Origin of the sequence: gamma proteobacterium SS-5 (genome assembly GCA_009497875.2) — a bacterium.
Taxonomy (GTDB): domain Bacteria; phylum Pseudomonadota; class Gammaproteobacteria; order Chromatiales; family Chromatiaceae; genus Magnetovirga; species Magnetovirga frankeli.
Map to the genome: position 1 here is coordinate 2,476,157 of CP032508.2, position 18,549 is coordinate 2,494,705.

The window sequence follows — 18,549 nt, forward strand, 5'->3', positions numbered from 1 at the left end:
CCCTCCAGCCAATCGATCTATCCCATTGCCTGCTGCAAGACCGGCAGGCCCTGGGGCGGCGTCTGCATGGCCTGCGCCAGCGGCAAAAAAAGGGACTGCCCTTCGATCAGGGCCTGGCACGCTTGCAGCGCGATCTACAGCGCTCGCAGGCGGCCTTTGCCGCCCGGCAGGGTGCCCTGGGACCGATCTGCTACCCGGAGGAGCTGCCCATCTCCGCGCGGCGCGAGGAGATCGCCGGGCTGATCCAGCGCCATCAGGTGATCATCCTCTGCGGCGAGACCGGCTCGGGCAAATCCACCCAGCTGCCAAAGATCTGCCTGGAGCTGGGCTACGGCATCGGCGGGCGCATCGGCCACACCCAGCCGCGGCGCATCGCCGCCCGCAGCCTGGCCAGTCGCATCGCCAGCGAGTTGGATACCGAGCTGGGCGCGGCGGTGGGCTATAAGGTGCGCTTCAAGGATCAGGTCTCGGCGCAGAGCCGGGTCAAGCTGGTTACCGATGGCATGTTGCTGGCTGAGATCCAGCAGGACCGCGAGCTGCTGGAGTACGACTGCCTGATCATCGACGAGGCCCACGAGCGCAGCCTGAATATCGATTTTCTCCTCGGTTATCTGAAACAGCTATTACCCAAGCGGCCTGAGCTGAAGCTGATTGTCACCTCCGCCACCATAGACCCGGAGCGCTTTGCGCGCTTTTTCGATGGTGCGCCGGTGATCAACGTCTCTGGCCGCACCTATCCGGTGGATCTGCGCTATCGTCCGCCGAGCGAGGAGGGCGGCAGCAACGAGCGCGATGAACCCCTGCAACAGGCCCTGCTCGATGCAGTGGACGAGCTGGCCCGCGAGCCCTGGGGCGATATCCTGGTGTTTCTCTCCGGCGAGCGCGCCATCCGCGAGTCCGCCGAGAGCCTGCGCCAGCACCGCCACAAGGGCATCCAGATCCTGCCCCTGTACGCCCGCCAGAGCAGCGCCGAGCAGGCGGCCATCTTCCGTCCCGATGGCTCGCGGCGGATCATCCTTGCCACCAATGTGGCCGAGACCTCGCTCACCGTGCCGGGCATCCGTAACGTCATCGACGCAGGCTTTGCCCGCATCAGCCGCTACAGCCATCGCTCCAAGGTCCAGCGCCTGCCGGTGGAGCGCATCGCCCAGGCCTCGGCCAACCAGCGCCAGGGCCGCTGCGGCCGGGTGGCACCGGGCATCTGTATCCGCCTCTACAGCGAGGAGGATTTCGCCAGCCGCGCCGAGTTCACCGAGCCGGAGATCCAGCGCACCAACCTGGCCTCGGTGATCCTGCAGATGAAGATGCTCGGCTTTGGCGACATCGCCGCCTTCCCCTTCATCGACCCGCCGGACATGCGTCTGGTGCGTGATGGCTACCGGGTGCTGGAGGAACTGGGCGCGCTGGATGGCACGGGCCGGGTCAGCCGCATCGGCCAGCAGATTGCCCGCCTGCCGGTGGACCCGCGCATTGGCCGCATGGTGCTGGAGAGCGTACACCACGCCTGCCTGCGCGAGGTGCTGGTGATTGCCGCCGCCCTGTCGGTGCAGGACCCGCGCGAGCGCCCGGCGGACAAGCAGCAGCAAGCGGACGAGGCCCATGCCCTGTTCAAGGACGAGACCTCGGATTTTCTCAGCTTCGTCAAGCTCTGGGACTATCTGCAGGAGAAGCGTCGGCACCTGTCCCGGCGCAAGTTCCAGCAGCTGTGCCAGGGCCATTTCCTCTCCGCCAACCGGGTCAACGAGTGGATCGACATCCACCAGCAACTGCAACTGCAGATGCACGAGCTGGGGCACAAGGAGAACGAACAGCCCGGTAACCCCGGCGAGATCCACCGCGCACTCTTGTCGGGCCTGCTCGGCCACATCGGCTGGCGCGAAAGCGGCAAAAACAAGGGCTACCTGGGGGCGCGCAACAGCCGTTTTCACCTGTTCCCCGGCTCCGGCCTGTTCGCCAGCCAGCCCAAGTGGCTGATGGCGGCGGAACTGGTGGAGACCAGCCGCCTCTATGCCCGCACGGCTGCGGCCATAGAACCCGCCTGGGTCGAGCAGGCCGCCGGGCATCTGCTCCAACGCAGCCACTCCCAGCCCCACTGGCAGAGCCAGCGCGGCCAGGTGGGCGGCTTCGAGAAGGTCAGCCTCTACGGCCTGGTGCTGGTGCCACGGCGGCGGATCAACTACGGCCCGATCAACCCGGCACAGAGCCGCGAGATCTTCATCCGCTCCGCCCTGGTGGAGGGTGATTTCCACAGCCGTGCGCCCTTCTGGCGGCACAATCAGGAGCTCATCGCCCAGGTCCATGAGCTGGAGGCCAAGTCGCGCCGGCGAGACATTCTGGTGGATGAAGACAAGCTGTTCGCCTTTTACAACGAGCGCATCCCCGAGGGTATCTACAGCACGGCGCAGTTCGATCAGTGGCTGCGGGAGATCAGCAAGCAGCAACCCAAGCTATTGCATCTGCGCATGGGCGACATTCTGCGCGAGCAGGCGCCGCAGTTGGATGCCGCCGCCTTTCCCAATCGGCTCGACTTCGCCGGCCTGCAGCTGCCGCTGCGCTATGCCTTTGAGCCCGGTCAGGCGGACGACGGCGCCAATCTGGCGGTGCCCCTGGCGGTGCTCAATCAGGTGGATCAGCAGCAGATCGACTGGGGCATCCCCGGCCAGCTGCAGGAGCGCCTGACCGCCCTGCTCAAGGCCTTGCCCAAGACCCTGCGCAAGCATTTTGTGCCGGTGCCGGACACCGCCGCCCGGCTGGCCGAGCGGCTCAAGCCCGGCGCAGGGCCGCTGCTGACCCGGCTGGGGGAGGAGCTCAAGCGCCTCAGCGGCGTGCGGATTCCCGAGGATGCCTGGGACCTGCAGGCGGTGCCGGAGCACCTGCGCCTGAACATCCGCGTGCTGGATGAAAACGGCCAGCTGCTGGCCCAGGGGCGCGATCTGGCCGCCCTCAAGCGCCAGTTTGCCGAGCGCGCCGAGCAGGCCTTCAGTCAGGTCAAGGGGGCGCTGCAGGAGCAGACCGGCCTGCGCGACTGGAGCTGCGGCCCGCTGCCGGAAAGTATCGAGATCGGCCAGGCCGGGGTGCGCCTCAAGGGCTTTCCGGCGCTGGTGGACGAGGGCAAGAGCGTCGCCCTGCGCGTGCTCGACTCGGCGGCGCGTGCCGAGCAGGCCCACCGCCAGGGACTGCGGCGCTTGTTTCTGATCCGTCTGGGCCAGAGCGGGCGCTATTTGAAGAAAAATCTGCCGAACCTGCAACGCATGGCCCTGCAATACGCCAAGGCAAGGGCCATGGACGGCCAGCCCCGAGAGCTGCAAGAGGAACTGGTGGAGCTGATCATCGACCTCGCCTTCATCCAGGAGCGGCCAGCCATGCGCGATGCCCAGGCCTTCAATCAGGCCCTGGAGTCGGGGCGTAGCGGGCTGATGGAGCAAGCCAATCGGGTGTGCACCCTGGCATCGGAGATCCTCCATCACTACCAGGGGCTGCGCCAGGCCCTGGCCGGTCGCGGCGAGATCAACTGGCTCGACTCCCTCAACGACATGCGCGCCCAGCTCGACCGTTTGGTCTATCGCGGCTTTCTGCTGGACACCCCGTTTCAACAGCTGCGCCAGTACCCCCGCTACCTGAAGGCGCTGCAGCTACGGTTGGATAAGCTGGGCCACGCCGCGGCGCGGGATCAGCAGTTACTGCGCCAGATCGGCCCGGCCCTGAGCGAATGGCAGGGTCAATACGACAAGGCCTGCCACGCTGGGCGCGAAGACGAACGCCTGGAGCAGCTGCGTTGGATGTTCGAGGAACTGCGCGTGTCCCTATTCGCCCAGGAACTGGGCACGGCCTACCCCATCTCCCTCAAGCGCATGGAAAAACGCCGCCGGGAGCTGGGGCTGTGAAATAACCCCGTCAACCAATGGCCAGCGAGCGCGTTGTAGGGCTTGTGGTTCAACAATCGAGGAGAAGCATCATGAAAAAATCACTCATTACCCTGGTCGCCCTGTTGGGCATGGCTGGCCTGGCCCTGGCTCAACCCTATGGCATGGGCCCGACCGGCGGCCCCGGAGCGGGCATGGGCCCGGCCGGACCCCAGGCCATGCCCTACGGCCCCGGCATGGGCCGGGGCGGCATGCGCGGGCCGGGCAAAGGCGGCAAGATGCGCTGGATCGACACCGATGGCGATGGCCGCATCTCCCTGCAGGAGCACAACGCCATGGTGGAAAAGCGGTTTTCCCTTTTTGATACCGACGGCGATGGCACGGTGACCCAGGATGAATTCGTTCAACGCTCGACCGAACGCTTTCAGTTGATGGACATCAACGGCGACGGCTACATCACCCCGGATGAGCGCCAGGCCATGCGCCAGCAGTTCGGCAAAGGGCGCGGCATGGGCATGGGTCGTCCCTAAACCCGCACCAGGCCCCACACCTATCTGCGCCAGGTGTGGGGCACCACGGAGGATGAGAAATCCCTTGGCTGCTTCGGGACTCGGGAGTTGCCACGGATGCTTTACGGTAAAAGAGGCCACCCGACGCAGCCTGGGAGGCCAGCTGTGCTGGGCGACCCGGGTCGGCCAAATCGCGCAGCAAGGCTGCCCTCCCACCAGGCGGCCACCACTTTTCACCCCCGAGCCAGCGTCGTCGAGGGTTGGCCAGTTACAGGAGATTAAAACAGCCTTTTCAGGACGTCCTTGAGCCCGTCCGATGCCTTTTCCTCCAGCTCCTGTTGCAGCTTTTCTTCCAGCTTGGCCTTGGCCTTTTCCTCCAGCTGACGCTTGAGTTCCTCCTCCGAGGCCGCCGCCTCTTCCGACAGGCCCAGCTTCTTTTGCAGCAGACGGCGGCCCTCCTCTTCAGCCCGCTGTTTGACCTTGGCCTTGATCACCTGATCCAGATGCACCTTCCATTGCCGCCAATCGCCCATCTGCTCCAGCGGCCCCTGGTAGCTCATGGGGATAGGGATATTGGTCAGTTCCTTGAAGTCCTTGCCGCCCTGGCCCTTGCTGCTCTCCACCACCACGGCGGTGAGGCGGTAATCCAGCCAGGATTTGGCGCTGTCCAGCTGGCCCTGACCCTCAAAGCGCAGGAAGGGCGACTTCATCTGCATGGATGTGTTGTGAATCAGGCTGCCCTGGATCTTGGCCGTGGCGTCCAGCGCCGAGAAGTCCGTCTCCTGCACCTTGGACGGCTCCGGCGGCGGCTCCTTGCCCTGTAGCTCGGCGATGCGCGCCTTGGCCTCGCGCAGGGTCTGGGCCAGGTTGAAGCCCTTGATGGCGCCATCGCGGAAGCTGACCTGCACATCCCCGTGCAGCCGGTTACGCAGTTCGACGCCGGTGTTGCCCTGGGAGCGGAGTTTGATACTGACATCGCCCTTGCCGCGCAGCCGGTCCTCGCCGCTGATGGCCTTGAGCAGGGGCTCCGCCTGCACGCCGCTGATCTTGGCCTGATAGTCCAGGGTCGGCGGTTTGGCACTGGCGTCGATCAGGGTTAGGCCGCTGTATTTGCCCTGATAGAGGTTGCCTATGTTCTGCTCCAGGCGCAGCTTGCCCTGGGCCTGGGTCAGTTTCAGGCCGATGTTCTCCAGCCGGAAGCGATCCAGCGCCAGCCGACCTATGCCCAGCTGGCCCTGCATATCCAGGGCAAACAGCAGGGCCAGGGGCAGTGGCCCGGACTCGGCAGTCCTGGCCGTACCCGCGGCGGGCGGGGGCAGATAGCGGTTCAGGTCCAGGCCGTTGAGCTTGAGATCAAAGCCCAGCCTGGGCCGCTGCGCCAGGGCGATGCTGGCGTTGCCGCTGAGCAGGCTGTCATCCAGGCTAAGCTGGATATTGGTCAGATCGATCTTGCTCAGATTGCCGCTCAGGCCCAGCTTCAGGCTGCCCTGGGTCAGGGCCACGGGGTCTGTGGTCTGGGGTGCCGACAGGCCAAGACCGGCCAGCACCCGGCGTGGTTTGAAGGGCAGTAGCTCCAGCTTGCCTTTGAAGCTAAGCTGGGTCAGGAGGTTTTCCGCCTGCAGCTGGCCGCGCAGGTCCAGCTCGGCAAAATTGGCCTGAATCTGATCCAGCAGGGCCAGGCCCTTGGCCAGGTCCAGGTTGAGATGGGCGTCCAGCTTGGCCGCAGGCACCCCCGGCAGGGGGCTCAGGCGCAGGGACAGGGGCGAGAGGGAGATGTGACGCTGATGGATATTGGCCGCCAGCTGGCCATCCAGGCTCAGGTTCATGGTCTGGCTGGCACCTGGGGGCTGCAGGGCGGCATTCAGATGCAGGTCACGCAGGTTGAGCAGCTGCAAGCGGGTATCCAGCTCCAGCTGGCCGCGCAGCTCCAGACTCTGCGGACCATTCAGCTCGGCCAGGCGCAGCTTGAGGCCCTGTATGCTGAGTCTTTGGCTGGCGGGGTCGAAATTCAGCTGGCCGGACAGGGCGCTGCTAAAGGCCATGCCACCGGGCAGGGGCTGCACCTGGCTGCTCAGGCCGATATCCACCGGCAGACCGGGGCTGATCTGGCCGCTGCTCAGGTTCAGCCCGGTCAGCTGCACCCCGCGCCCCGCCGCCCGGTCCTCAAAGATAAACAGGCCATCGCTCAGTTCAATGCCGCCAATCAACAGCGCCGCCAGGGGCCTGGCCTTGTTGTCAGCCCCTGTATCGGCCCCGGCCGCGCTGGGCCTGATCAGGTCCTGCCAGTTGTTGCGGCCGTCCTTTTCCTGGATCAGGTGGGCCTTGAAGCCCTTGAGCACTAGGGTATCCACCTCCAGGCGCTGTTGCAGCAGGGGCAGCAGCTTGACCTTGACCCCGGCCTCGTCCACCTGGGCGAAAGGCCTGTCGCCAAAGCCCTTGGCATTGCCCAGGGATACCCGCTCCAGCTCCACCCCCAGCCAGGGGAAGTAGCTCAGGCGGATGTCGCCGCCCAGCTGCAACGGCCGGCCGGTGTGTCGCTCCACCTGCTCGGTGATCTGCTGCTTGAAGTCGTTGGGGTCCAGCACCAACGGCAGGGCCAGGGCCGCCACCAGCAGCAGCATGAGCAGCAAGCCAAGGATTTTGAACAAGAGTTTCATGGTTCTGTCCTCAATGGAATCACATGGGTGTAAAGCACTGGTAGCGCTGGCCTCCCGATAAGTATGCACCACCAGCAACCGTTTCGCGTTGCGCGCTTGCCCAATGCCAATCCAGCGCTGCTCGATCTCGCTATGCTATTCATCTGGGGCTCGACACTTTTGCAATCTGCCGGAATTCCGGCTCAAAATCCGCGTGTTCCGGACAAACGCCCAGCCGGTTTTCGCAATGGTCGATGAACAATCCAGCGGTCTGATACAGGCTCGCAACCATTTCATGCAGGGTATTGAAGTGTTCGGCAATGGCGGCATAGTCGGTTTCGTAGCTGTGCGCTGCCAGATTGCGCACGGTGCGCAGGGCTTGCCATGTTTCTATGGAATCGACTACCCCTGCTTTTTCGTAGTAGGCAAGCACCTTGAGAAAGCTTTCCGTACTTTCGCCCAGCAGCAGTGAGGCATGGCGCATCGCTGCCCCCAGCGTATCTTGCAGCTTGGCGAAACGCTCATTGAAGGCAGCCAGCGCTTCAAAAAGAACGCTGTCTTTTTTCCGGAACTCTAGTGTCTGTCCTTCCAAGGGCCACTCCAGGCGCGTGGTGGTGGCGTGCAGGTAATAGGTACAGCGCTGAATGGCTTCGAGCAGTTGCGCCAGGTGGGTTTTTTCGGCTTCAAGGAAGGGTTTTGCATTCATAGCAAAAGGCCTTTTTCGATGGCGATCCGTTGAAACGGCGTCGGCGGCACTCCGGATTGGTGAGCAATAACGTCCACCGGCAGGGCCAAGGCCTGTTCCAGGGCCAGTTTGATGCGGGCGCGCTGCAGCAGCCCGATGGCATGGTCGGATTGTATGAGCAGGTCAATATCGCCACCCTTGACATCATCACGCAGTCTTGAGCCAAAGACTATGGCACAGGCTTCACGCCCTGCGTGATGCTGAACGGTTCGCTTGATGATTTCGATTTGTTGATTTGTCAGTCGCATGGGTGAAGATTAGCGGCTTTCCTGGTTGTTTTGCGGTTTCGTACAAATATGCTTCCCTAGGAGCCTGTCGGATTTAGAATGCTCCTACTGCGCCGGTGGGAAGAACGGCCCAGAATTGTTTTGAACATTGGCCCCGATTTTTCGTTGCCTAGGCCAACTCAGCGCCTCAAAATCGTGAAAATTTGTTCTCGTTCTCCCACCTTGCTCGCTACGGGCACCTAAACCCGACAGGCTCCTAGGGCCGAACTGTGATCCAATCTATGGTCAAATAACGCAAAATAATTCCGATGAGGTCGTTCATGAGCATCCAAACCATCCACACCCAGCCCTTTTCCGATCAAAAACCCGGCACCTCCGGCCTGCGCAAGAAGGTGCGCGTGTTTCAGCAGCCGCATTATCTGGAGAACTTCGTCCAGTCCCTGTTTGACACCCAGCCGCTGCAGGGCGGCGTTCTGGTGCTGGGTGGCGATGGCCGCTTTTACAACCGTCAGGCGATCCAGATCATCCTGCGCATGGCGGCAGCCAATGGCATTGCCAAGGTGCTGCTGGGCCAGGCCGGTATCCTCTCCACGCCGGCCGCCTCGCACCTGATCCGCAAATACCGCACCCAGGGCGGCATCATTCTGTCTGCCAGCCACAACCCCGGCGGGCCGGAGGAGGACTTTGGCATCAAGTTCAACGCCAGCAACGGCGGCCCGGCGGCGGAGAAGATCACCGAGGCCATCTTTGCCCGCAGCAAGCAGATCGACAGCTATCGCCTGCTGCAAGCCGATGACCTGGATATCGACCACCTGGGTAGCCGCCAACTGGGCGAGATGCAGGTGGAGGTGGTGGATTCGGTCAAGGATTACGCCGAGCTGATGCAGCAGTTGTTCGACTTCGAGCTGATGCGCAGCTTTTTCAACAACGCCAACTTCAGCCTGTGCTTCGATGCCATGCACGCGGTTACCGGGCCCTATGCCCGATACATACTGGAAGAGGTGCTGGAGGCCCCGCCCGGCAGTCTGATCAACGCCCGGCCGCTGGAGGACTTCGGCGGCGGTCACCCCGACCCCAATCTGGTACACGCCGCCGAGCTGGTGGCCATGACCCGTGGCAGCAAGGGCCTGGACTTTGCTGCCGCCTCCGATGGCGATGGCGACCGCAACATGATCCTCGGCCGCGACTGCTTCGTCACCCCCAGCGACAGCCTGGCGATCATGGCCGCCAATGCCCACCTGATCCCCGGCTACGCCAAGGGCATCAGCGGCGTGGCCCGCTCCATGCCCACCAGTCAGGCGGTGGACCGGGTGGCTGCGGCCCTGGAACTGCCTTGCTTCGAGACCCCTACCGGCTGGAAATTCTTCGGCAACCTGTTGGATGCCGGGCGCATCAGCCTGTGCGGCGAAGAGAGCTTCGGCAGCGGCTCGGACCATGTGCGGGAGAAGGACGGCCTCTGGGCGGTGCTGTTCTGGCTCAACCTGCTGGCGGTCAAGGGCCAGTCAGTAGCAACCATCCTCAAGGAGCACTGGGCCCGCTTCGGCCGCAACTACTACAGCCGCCACGACTACGAGGCCATAGACGCCCAGGCCGCCGAGGGCCTGATGGCGCACCTGCGTGATCAATTCGGCCAGCTGCCGGGGCAGCAGATCGAGGGCTACCGCGTCAGCTACGCCGACGATTTCAGCTACAGCGACCCGGTGGATGCCAGCGTCTCCGCCAATCAGGGCATACGCATCGGCTTCGAGGACGGCTCGCGGGTGGTGTTTCGCCTGTCTGGCACCGGCACCCAGGGGGCGACCCTGAGGGTCTATCTGGAGTCCTTCGAGCCCGCCCCGGCCAGGCAGCAGCAGGACACCCAGGAGGTGCTGCGGCCCCTGATCGCCATCGCCGAGCAATTGGCCCAGATCCGCCAGCGCACGGGTCGTGAGCGGCCCAGTGTGATTACTTGAAACGGTGTTGTGCTATGGCATAGGCGGGGGTCGGGCTGGCAGGCCGCCCGACCTCCTTCTTTATTTGCCTTCCAGGTACTGGCTCAGCTTGGCGGCGGGGACGTAGCCGGGCAGCAGTTCGCCGTCGGGCAGGATCATTGCTGGGGTGCCGTTGATGCCCATCAACTCACCCAGACGCATGTGCTCCACCACCGGGTTGTCGCACTTCTTCTCCGCCACCTTCTTGCCGTCCTTGGCCTGGGTCATGGCCTTTTTCTGGTCATCGGCGCACCAGACCGATACCGCCTTGTCATAAGACGGGCTGCCGACCCCCGCCCTGGGGTAGAACAGGTAGCGGATCTGAATATCGGCCTTGTTGTAGGCGGCGATTTCCTTATGCAGCTTGCGGCAATAGCCACAATCTATGTCGGTAAATACCGTTACCTGATGCTTGGATGTGTCGCCGAAGATGATCATATTGTCCTCGCCCACCTCGGCCAGGGCACCTTGAATGGCGGAGGATCGACGTTTTTCGGTGAGATTTTCGTCGGTTTCCAGGTCGATGATGTTGGCCTTCATGAAATAGCGGCCATCGGCAGACAGGTACACCACCTGGGGGCCGAACACCACCTCATACAGGCCCTTGACCGGTGATTCACTGATGCTGTCGGGCTTGGCACCGGGCATCATCTTGGCCAGGCGTTGCTGGACGGCCCCTTTGCCGTCCGTCTCCGCCAGCAGGGGCTGGGCCAGCAGCAGACTCGCTGCCAGGGATAGAGCTATGTTTTTGATCTGCATAGGATTTCCTGATTGAAAATAAAAAACTTTATCTACGGTCACTGAAATCGCGGAGCATGCTGCGCTTGCCAATCCTCTTTCATCTCTGCGTCCTTTGCGCTCCTTTGCGCCCTCTGCGTCCAATTTTAATCGCGAAAATTGTTGAACTGCAGGGGCAGGCCGAATTCCTGCTCCCGCAGGAAGGCGATGACCTGCTGCAGATCATCCCGCTTCTTGCCGGTAACCCGCACCTGTTCGCCCTGGATCTGCGCCTGCACCTTGATCTTGCTGGCCTTGATCTCCTTGACGATCTTCTTTGCCGTGTCCGACTCTATGCCCTGTTTGACGATCACCAGTTGGCGGGCATCGTTGAGGTTGACCACCGGGTCTTTCTTCTCCAGCGCGGCTATGTCCACGCCCCGTTTGACCAGCTTGGCATGAAGAATATCCATCATCTGCTGCAACTGGAAGTCATCATTGGCGCGCAGGTTGATCTCGGTCCCCTTGACCTCGAACCGGGCATCGCTGCCCTTGAAGTCAAAGCGTTGAGATACCTCACGATTGGCCTGATCCACGGCATTGCGCACCTCTTGCAGATCGGCCTCGGAAACCACATCGAATGAAGGCATGTTTTCTCCTAACCCGGCGGTGCCGGAAGCAATGGGACGCAGAGATCGCAGAGAAGCGCAAAGCACGCAGAGGCTTGAACCTATATTCCTCAGTTAAGCCACAGAGACACAGACGACTCCAGGGCCACCGCCCCACACCTACCACCCTTTGGGGCTAGGTGTGGGTTCATCGGTTTGGCATGACCTACCTCCTCCGTCCATGGAGTCGTCTGTGGCTCTGTGGCCAAATGCTCTTTTTAGGTTGAATTTTTATCCAACTCTGCGATCTCTGCGCTCCTTTGCGGTCTCTGCGTCCTGAAATTTTCGCCACTGGGTTCGCCAATGGGGCCGCAAGGCTGGCTAAGTTACCACAGACGCCGCACACCAAGCACGGCGATCAGGCGCGGGGATGATGACGGGCGTGCAGTTCCTGCAGCCGGGCCTGGGCGACGTGGGTGTAGATCTGGGTGGTGGACAGGTCGCTGTGGCCCAGCAGCATCTGCACCACGCGCAGATCGGCGCCGTGGTTGAGCAGGTGGGTGGCGAAGGCGTGGCGCAGGGTGTGCGGCGATAGCCCCTTGTGAATACCGGCGTTGAAGGCATGTTTCTTGATCAGGTACCAGAAGGCCTGGCGGGTCATGCCGGCACCGCGCCGGGTGGGGAAGAGGGCATCACAGGGGCGGCCGTGGAGCAGTTCCTGACGCGGGCCATGCAGAAAACGCCGCAGCCAATCCAGTGCCTCTTCGCCCAGGGGCACCAGGCGCTCCTTGCCACCCTTGCCGACCACCTGCACCACCCCCTGATTCAGGCCCAGCTGATCCGGCCGCAGCCCCACCAGTTCGGACACGCGCAGACCGGTGGCGTAGAGCACCTCCAGCATGGCGCGATCACGCAGGCCCTCGGCGCTGCTGGTATCCGGCGCTGCCAACAGGGCCTCCACCTCGGTCTCGCTGAGGGACTTGGGCAGGGGTCGGCCCAGTTTGGGTGACTCGATGCGTGCCGTGGGATCGACCTCAATCTGCCCCTCGCGCAGGGCGTGGCGATAGAACTGACGCAGACAGGAGAGCAGGCGGGCGCTGGAGCGGCCCTTCTTGCCGCGCTCAAACTGCACCGCCAGATACTGCTGCAGATCGGCGCGCTCGGCCGCCAGCAGGGACCTGCCCTGCCCCTCCAGCCAGAGCGCCAGCTGGCGCAGATCGGTCTGATAGGCACTGAGGGTATTGTGCGCCAGCCCCCGCTCCAGCCAGAGGGCATCGGCGAACTGCTCGATCAGGGGGTTGTCTTTGGGACAGCCCGTTTGAGCCGACTCAGACCCAGTCAAGCCCTACCCCCTCATGGCGCAGCAGCCAGCGTTTGATCTGCAATTGCTCGCCCTGGGTCTGGCCGCAGTAGCCGCCAAGGCCCTGTTTGGCCAGCACCCGGTGACAGGGCACCACCAGGGGGCAGGGATTGGCCCGGCAGGCGTTGCCCACCGCCTGCGCCGAGCTGCCCAGCTGCCGTGCCAACTGGCCATAGCTGCGGGTCTGACCGGGCGGTATCTGCAACAGGGCCTGCCAAACCCGGCGTTGAAAGTCGGTGCCGCGCAGATCCAGTGGCAGAGCTATGGGCCTGTGGCCGTCGGTAAAATAGTCGAGCAGGGGCTTGCAAAGCCATTCGTGGCCCAGGGCCCTCAGGGGGATCGACAAAAACCCGGGCTGTTTTGCGGCAAGAAAGTCCAGGCTGACCAAGCGCCCATCGGCATGGGACAGGCGCAGCCAGCCCAGGGGCGAGTCCATCCGGGTCTGGACAAGAGGGGTATCCATAAGGCGCATACTCACGAAAACTATTATCCTAACGATCATGTAGCGAGCAGCGCCACCCCGGAACATGAAACACCTTCTTGTGCGCTTCGGGACTCGGGGTTCGGGACTCGGGACTCGAAAATTGCCACGGATGTTTCACAGTAAGGATCATGCCTGTCTGAGCCAGGCGTGGGGTACCTCGGCCCTGGCGGTTTGACTCGCCGAGTGCAACTCGGCGCTCCCAGATGCAACAATGCCATTGCCCCTGTTGAGTCCGCGAGTTCGTTTGCGGACATCAATAAAGACCAAACACAAACCCGGACCCATACATGACCGATCCATCACCCTTCTGGCAACGCAAGACACTGGAACAACTCAGCCGGGAAGAGTGGGAATCCCTCTGCGACGGCTGTGGCAAATGCTGCCTGAACAAGCTGGAGGATGGCGACAGCGGGCAGATCCAGTACACCAACGTGGCCTGTAACCTGCTGGACCTGAGCAGCTGCCAGTGCTCCGACTACCCCAATCGCTCGCTACGGGTGCCCGAGTGCGTCACCCTGACGCCGAAAAACAGCCGCGAGCTGAACTGGATGCCGACCAGCTGCGCCTATCGCCTGCTGGCGGCGGGCAAGGACCTGCCCCTGTGGCACCCCCTGATCAGCGGCGACCGCAGCGCCATGCAGCGCGCCGGGCAGTGCATCTGCGGCCGGGTGATCCACGAAAGGGACGCCGACAGGCTGGAGCACCACCTGATCAGCTGGGTGAGTTGACCCTGTATCCCTGCCATCGTCTGGCCTTGGCCTGTCACGGGGCATAGGTCAACGGCTTGGCCAAGACACAAGGGCAATCAGGTAATCATTTAGCTGCAATCCATTGATTTAGCTCTGTGGTTTAACCCACGAATTGGGGATCAATGCAGCAGATGGCCAAAGTTTCCGATCAGGTAGATACCGGCGACGATCCCGGCCAGGGGTAGCGCGGTGATCATGGCGGCGGCGCAGATCCAGCGGTTACCAGGGCCGAACAGGGAGGCCAGGGCGAGCAGCACCCCTGCCGCGCCCAGGCCGGTGGCACCGAAGAAGTAATTCCGCACGCACTGGGTACCACAGGTCCGGTCATCCAGATGACCCGATAGCAGATTAACGAATACCAGTATCAGCAAGACCCAGCCGCCCAATGAGAGCAACAAGCCCAGGGGTGCAGTCAATTTCATCTCTCGGTTCTCCTCAGTGAAGGCGTGTCGATTAAGGCGGGCTCACAGGCCCTGTTGTTGTGCGGCAAGATTACCGCGACTCAGGGGCCTCTGACAAAGGCTAATTGTCCCCAACCGACAGGGACTGGTCCGCTTCAGGCCAGAGAATGAAACAGTTCCCAGGCGCTTCGAGACTCGGAATGCAGGGCCGAGCCTTCAGGCCAGCCACTTACCGCTGAGCGCTGACGGCTGGAACTCACCCCACCCACAGCCGCGCATTGCGGAACAGACGCAACCAGGGGCCGTCATCGCTCCAGCCATCCGGGTGCCAGGAGTGCTGCACGGCGCGGAACACCCGCTCCGGATGGGGCATCATGATGGTCACTCGGCCGTCGCTGTTGCACAGGCCGGTGATGCCGTCGGGCGAGCCGTTGGGATTCGCCGGGTAGCGGCGGGCCGGCTCGCCGCTGTTTTCGATGAAGCGCAGGCCGATCAGCCCCTCTGCCGCTTGCTGATGGGCGGCATCGCGGAACTCGGCGCGGCCCTCGCCGTGGGCCACGGCGATGGGCATGCGTGAGCCGGCCATGCCCGCCAGCAGGATCGACGGCGAATCCAGCACCTCCACCAGCGAGAAACGGGCCTCGAACTGCTCCGAGCGGTTGCGCACGAAATGCGGCCAGTGATCGCTGCCAGGGATCAATTCGTGCAGGTTGGAGAGCATCTGGCAGCCGTTGCACACCCCCAGGGCGAAGCTGTCGCTACGGGCAAAGAAGGCCTGGAACTGGTCGCGGCTGCGCGAGTTGAACAGGATCGACTTGGCCCAGCCCTCACCGGCGCCGAGCACATCGCCATAGGAGAAACCGCCGCAGGCCACCAGACCCTTGAACTGGGCCAGCTCCACCCGGCCGCTGTGGATGTCCGACATGTGCACATCGATGCAGTCAAACCCAGCGCGGTGGAAGGCGGCGGCCATTTCCACCTGACCGTTGACCCCCTGCTCGCGCAGTATCGCCATCGCGGGCCTCGCCCCCAGATTGAGCATAGGTGCGGCCGGGTTCTGATTTAGATCAAAGCTGAGCTGCACCTGCAGGCCAGGGTTTGGCTCGGCGATGCGGGCGTGCTCCTCATCGGCGCACTCGGGGTTGTCGCGCAGGCGCTGCATCTGCTGGCTGGTCTGGCTCCAGGCCTGTTGCAGCTCCACCCGGCTCATTTCCAGCAACAGCTTGCCGGCGTGGAACAAACGGATTTGATCGCTGGCGTTGGGGCTGCCGATAATCCGGCTGTGCTTGCCCAGACCCAGCTCGCCGATGCGCTGCAGCAGTTGCTGGCTGTGCTCCCGGCGTACCTGCAGCACTACCCCCAGCTCTTCGCAGAACAGGGCCTTGCGCGGGTTATCCCCCAGGCCATCGAGGCGAATGTCAAGGCCGCAGCGGCCGGCAAAGGCCATCTCGCACAGGGTCACCGCCAGGCCGCCATCGGAGCGGTCGTGGTAAGCCAACAGCAAGCCCTGCTGGCGGCATTCCACCAGCAGCTGGAACAGCGCCTTGAGCAACTCGGGGTCGTCCAGATCCGGCCCCTGTCGCCCCAGTTGGCCATAGACCTGGGCGAGACAGGAGGCGCCCATGCGGTTCTTGCCCTGACCCAGATCGATCAGGATCAGGTCGCTGTCGCCCTGATCCAGGCGCAACTGCGGCGTCAGGCAGCGGCGCACATCGGCCACCGGGGCAAAGGCGGAGACGATGAGCGACAGGGGCGCGGCCATTTCCCGCGGCTTGTCGCCCTGCTGCCAGACGGTCTTCATGCTCATGGAATCCTTGCCCACCGGGATGGCGATACCCAGTTGCGGGCACAGCTCCATGGCCACCGCCTGCACTGTGTTGTAGAGCTTGGCGTCCTCGGCGGTGTGGCCGGCGGCGGCCATCCAGTTGGCCGAGAGCTTGATGTCGCCCAGGCGCTGCACGTCCGCCGCCGCCAGGTTGGTGATGGCCTCGGCCACCGCCATGCGCCCGGAGGCGGGGGCCTTGAGCAGCGCCAGGGGGCTGCGCTCGCCCATGGCCATGGCCTCACCGGCGTAGCCCTGGTAGTCGCTGAGGGTGACGGCGCAGTCGGCCACCGGCACTTGCCAGGGCCCGACCATCTGATCCCGCGCCACCAGGCCGGTGATGGATCTGTCGCCGATGGTGATGAGGAAGGTCTTATCAGCCACCGTCGGCAACCTAAGCAGCCGCAGCAGGGCCTCCTTGAGGTCGATGTCGCCCAGTTCCAGCTTCTTTTTGTGGAAGGGGCGGCGATGCACATCGCGCAGCATCCGCGGTGGCTTGCCGAACAGCAGGGACATGGACATGTCGATGGGCTGATTGCCGAACTGGGCGTCCCCCAGCAGTAGGCGTTGTTCCTCGGTGGCCTCGCCGACCACCGCATAGGGGCAGCGTTCGCGCTCGCAGATGGCCTGGAAATCGTCCAGGCGCTCGGCATCCACCGCCAGCACATAGCGTTCCTGGGACTCGTTGCACCAGATTTCCATGGGTGACATGCCGGAGTCATCGCAGGGCAGGGTGCGCAGCTCGAAACGGCCGCCGCGGCCGCTGTCGTGCACCAGCTCCGGCAGGGCGTTGGACAGACCGCCGGCGCCGACATCGTGGATGAACAGAATGGGGTTGGCCTCGCCCTGGGCCCAGCAGCGGTCGATGACCTCCTGGCAGCGCCGCTCCATCTCCGGGTTGGCCCGCTGTACCGAGGCAAAGTCCAGGTCCGCAGCGGAGCGGCCAGAGTCCATTGACGAGGCGGCACCGCCACCCAGGCCGATGAGCATGGCCGGACCGCCGAGGACCACCAGGGGCGTGCCGGCGGGGAAGGGTTTTTTCTCGACGTGCTCGGCGCGGATGTTGCCCGAGCCGCCGGCGAGCATGATCGGCTTGTGGTAGCCGCGTAGTTCCTCACCGTCAGGGCCGGGCACCGCCATTTCATAGCTGCGGAAGTAGCCGCACAGGTTGGGGCGGCCGAATTCGTTGTTGAAGGCGGCCGAGCCGATGGGGCCTTCGAGCATGATGTCCAGGGCCGAGACAATCCGCTCGGGGCGGCCGAAGTCCTGCTCCCAGGGCTGCTCGGCACCGGGGATGCGCAGGTTGGAGACGGAAAAGCCGGTGAGCCCCGCCTTGGGCTTGGAGCCCTGGCCGGTGGCGCCCTCATCGCGGATCTCGCCGCCGGAGCCGGTGGCGGCACCTGGGTCGGGGGAGATGGCGGTGGGATGGTTGTGGGTCTCCACCTTCATCAAAATATGGATCGGCTCCGCCGATTCCACATAGCGGCCGGTCGCCGGATCGGCGAAGAAGCGCAACCCCTGCGGGCCTTCCATCACTGCGGCGTTGTCGCTGTAGGCGGAGAGCACGCCGGCGGGGGAGACCTCGGTGGTGTTGCGGATCATCTTGAACAGGGAGTCGGGCTGGCGCTCGCCATCGATGATCCAGTCGGCGTTGAAGATCTTGTGCCGGCAGTGCTCGGAATTGGCCTGGGCAAACATCATCAGCTCCACGTCCGTGGGATTACGCTCCAGGGCCTGGAAGCTGTCCACCAGGTAGTCGATCTCGTCCGCCGACAGGGCCAGGCCCAGCTCGCTGTTGGCCTGCACCAGGGCCTCGCGGCCGCCTTCGAGGACATCGACGCTGATCATCGGCCGTGGTTCGGCGTGGCGGAACAGGGCCTCGGCCTCGTCCAGATCGAACCAGACCTGCTCGGTCATGCGATCCTGCAGCAGGGAGGCGGCACTATTCAGCTGAGCCTGATCCAGACCTGCCTTGCCCGCATTGAGATAGTAAGCAATACCGCGCTCCAGCCGACGGATCTGGCTCAGGCCGCAGTTGTGGGCGATGTCGCTGGCCTTGGACGACCAGGGCGAGATGGTGCCGGGGCGAGGTGTCACCAGCAGCAGCTGACCTTCGGGTTCATGGCTGGCGCGCTTGGGGCCGTAGCGCAGCAGGGCTTCAAGCACCGAAAGCTCGGCGGCATCCAGGGCTTGTTCCAAATGGGGCTCCAGCTCGGCAAAGTGGCAGTACTCGGCGTACAGCTCCAATTCCAGACCCGGTGCCAGACCCAGGGCATCGGCCAGGCGTTGTTGCAGCTTGTTGAGACGAAATTCAGAAAGGGCCGGGGCCCCGCGCAGAACCAGCATCAGGTTTGCCTTTTGAGGGAAAGATGCCGCAATCATAACGAAAATGACGCGCGAATGGGCAGCATCCTTGCGGCCACAGACAGCTGGCAAGGCCCCCTGCCCGCCCCAAGAC

At 63.7% G+C, this 18,549-nt stretch carries 13 protein-coding genes; 4 read left to right on the top strand and 9 right to left on the bottom strand.

The genetic code is table 11. The features are described 5' to 3' along the window. The first annotated feature begins 29 nt into the window (after positions 1 to 29). Both hrpA and D5125_16515 read left to right on the top strand, forming a co-directional pair. The gene (gene hrpA / locus D5125_16510; GenBank protein ID QFY91207.1) at positions 30 to 3,884 is read left to right on the top strand and encodes an ATP-dependent RNA helicase HrpA; all 3,855 of its coding nucleotides are present in this window, start codon (positions 30 to 32) and stop codon (positions 3,882 to 3,884) included. 71 nt (positions 3,885 to 3,955) lie between these two features. Next, positions 3,956 to 4,393, top strand: a complete 438-nt coding sequence (locus D5125_16515) for an EF-hand domain-containing protein (protein ID QFY90931.1) — start codon at positions 3,956 to 3,958, stop codon at positions 4,391 to 4,393. Between the two features lie 257 nt (positions 4,394 to 4,650). Here the strand turns inward: D5125_16515 and D5125_16520 are convergent, their stop codons facing one another. The 3 genes from D5125_16520 to D5125_16530 form a co-directional block, all read right to left on the bottom strand. After that, positions 4,651 to 7,029 (bottom strand): AsmA family protein, encoded by a 2,379-nt coding sequence (locus D5125_16520; GenBank protein QFY90932.1) that lies wholly within the window; start codon positions 7,027 to 7,029, stop codon positions 4,651 to 4,653. A 139-nt stretch (positions 7,030 to 7,168) separates the two neighbouring features. Beyond that, positions 7,169 to 7,714 (bottom strand): hypothetical protein, encoded by a 546-nt coding sequence (locus tag D5125_16525; GenBank protein ID QFY90933.1) that lies wholly within the window; start codon positions 7,712 to 7,714, stop codon positions 7,169 to 7,171. After that, positions 7,711 to 8,001 carry a nucleotidyltransferase domain-containing protein gene (locus tag D5125_16530; GenBank protein ID QFY90934.1) on the bottom strand — a complete coding sequence of 97 codons (291 nt, stop codon included), beginning with the start codon at positions 7,999 to 8,001 and terminating at the stop codon, positions 7,711 to 7,713. Before D5125_16530 ends, D5125_16525 begins: the two co-directional genes overlap by 4 nt. A 299-nt stretch (positions 8,002 to 8,300) precedes the next feature. On the opposite strand from D5125_16530, the gene D5125_16535 reads away from it, so the two are divergent. Then, a complete protein-coding gene (locus D5125_16535; GenBank protein ID QFY90935.1) occupies positions 8,301 to 9,932 on the top strand; it encodes an alpha-D-glucose phosphate-specific phosphoglucomutase in 1,632 nt (543 codons plus the stop codon). A 60-nt stretch (positions 9,933 to 9,992) separates the two neighbouring features. On the opposite strand, the gene D5125_16540 is transcribed toward D5125_16535, so the two are convergent. The 4 genes from D5125_16540 to D5125_16555 form a co-directional block, all read right to left on the bottom strand. Further along, on the bottom strand, positions 9,993 to 10,709 hold the full coding sequence (locus D5125_16540) for a DsbC family protein (protein ID QFY90936.1): 717 nt from the start codon (positions 10,707 to 10,709) through the stop codon (positions 9,993 to 9,995). 125 nt (positions 10,710 to 10,834) lie between these two features. Next, positions 10,835 to 11,317 (bottom strand): YajQ family cyclic di-GMP-binding protein, encoded by a 483-nt coding sequence (locus tag D5125_16545; protein QFY90937.1) that lies wholly within the window; start codon positions 11,315 to 11,317, stop codon positions 10,835 to 10,837. Positions 11,318 to 11,693: 376 nt separating this feature from the next. After that, positions 11,694 to 12,617, bottom strand: coding sequence for a site-specific tyrosine recombinase XerD (xerD, locus tag D5125_16550; protein ID QFY91208.2), 924 nt, complete (start codon positions 12,615 to 12,617; stop codon positions 11,694 to 11,696). Continuing rightward, a complete protein-coding gene (locus D5125_16555) occupies positions 12,604 to 13,071 on the bottom strand; it encodes a methylated-DNA--[protein]-cysteine S-methyltransferase (protein ID QFY90938.1) in 468 nt (155 codons plus the stop codon). Before D5125_16555 ends, xerD begins: the two co-directional genes overlap by 14 nt. Before the next feature lie 335 nt (positions 13,072 to 13,406). Between D5125_16555 and D5125_16560 the strand changes: the two genes are divergently transcribed. After that, complete coding sequence (locus D5125_16560) at positions 13,407 to 13,847, top strand: YcgN family cysteine cluster protein (GenBank protein QFY90939.1); 441 nt, start codon at positions 13,407 to 13,409, stop codon at positions 13,845 to 13,847. Positions 13,848 to 13,987: 140 nt separating this feature from the next. Here D5125_16560 and D5125_16565 read toward each other — a convergent pair whose 3' ends face one another. Further along, positions 13,988 to 14,290, bottom strand: a complete 303-nt coding sequence (locus D5125_16565) for a hypothetical protein (GenBank protein QFY90940.1) — start codon at positions 14,288 to 14,290, stop codon at positions 13,988 to 13,990. Positions 14,291 to 14,525: 235 nt separating this feature from the next. Beyond that, the gene (gene purL, locus D5125_16570; GenBank protein QFY90941.1) at positions 14,526 to 18,437 is read right to left on the bottom strand and encodes a phosphoribosylformylglycinamidine synthase; all 3,912 of its coding nucleotides are present in this window, start codon (positions 18,435 to 18,437) and stop codon (positions 14,526 to 14,528) included. Positions 18,438 to 18,549: the final 112 nt, after the last annotated feature.

Coding starts and splice junctions, on each gene's coding strand:
- D5125_16545 (QFY90937.1), bottom strand. CDS start 11,317: ATGCCTTCATTCGATGTGGTTTCCGAGGCCGATCTGCAAGAGGTGCGC.
- D5125_16530 (QFY90934.1), bottom strand. CDS start 8,001: ATGCGACTGACAAATCAACAAATCGAAATCATCAAGCGAACCGTTCAG.
- D5125_16525 (QFY90933.1), bottom strand. CDS start 7,714: ATGAATGCAAAACCCTTCCTTGAAGCCGAAAAAACCCACCTGGCGCAA.
- D5125_16520 (QFY90932.1), bottom strand. CDS start 7,029: ATGAAACTCTTGTTCAAAATCCTTGGCTTGCTGCTCATGCTGCTGCTG.
- purL (QFY90941.1), bottom strand. CDS start 18,437: ATGCTGGTTCTGCGCGGGGCCCCGGCCCTTTCTGAATTTCGTCTCAAC.
- D5125_16540 (QFY90936.1), bottom strand. CDS start 10,709: ATGCAGATCAAAAACATAGCTCTATCCCTGGCAGCGAGTCTGCTGCTG.
- D5125_16565 (QFY90940.1), bottom strand. CDS start 14,290: ATGAAATTGACTGCACCCCTGGGCTTGTTGCTCTCATTGGGCGGCTGG.
- D5125_16560 (QFY90939.1), top strand. CDS start 13,407: ATGACCGATCCATCACCCTTCTGGCAACGCAAGACACTGGAACAACTC.
- D5125_16535 (QFY90935.1), top strand. CDS start 8,301: ATGAGCATCCAAACCATCCACACCCAGCCCTTTTCCGATCAAAAACCC.
- D5125_16515 (QFY90931.1), top strand. CDS start 3,956: ATGAAAAAATCACTCATTACCCTGGTCGCCCTGTTGGGCATGGCTGGC.
- D5125_16555 (QFY90938.1), bottom strand. CDS start 13,071: ATGGACTCGCCCCTGGGCTGGCTGCGCCTGTCCCATGCCGATGGGCGC.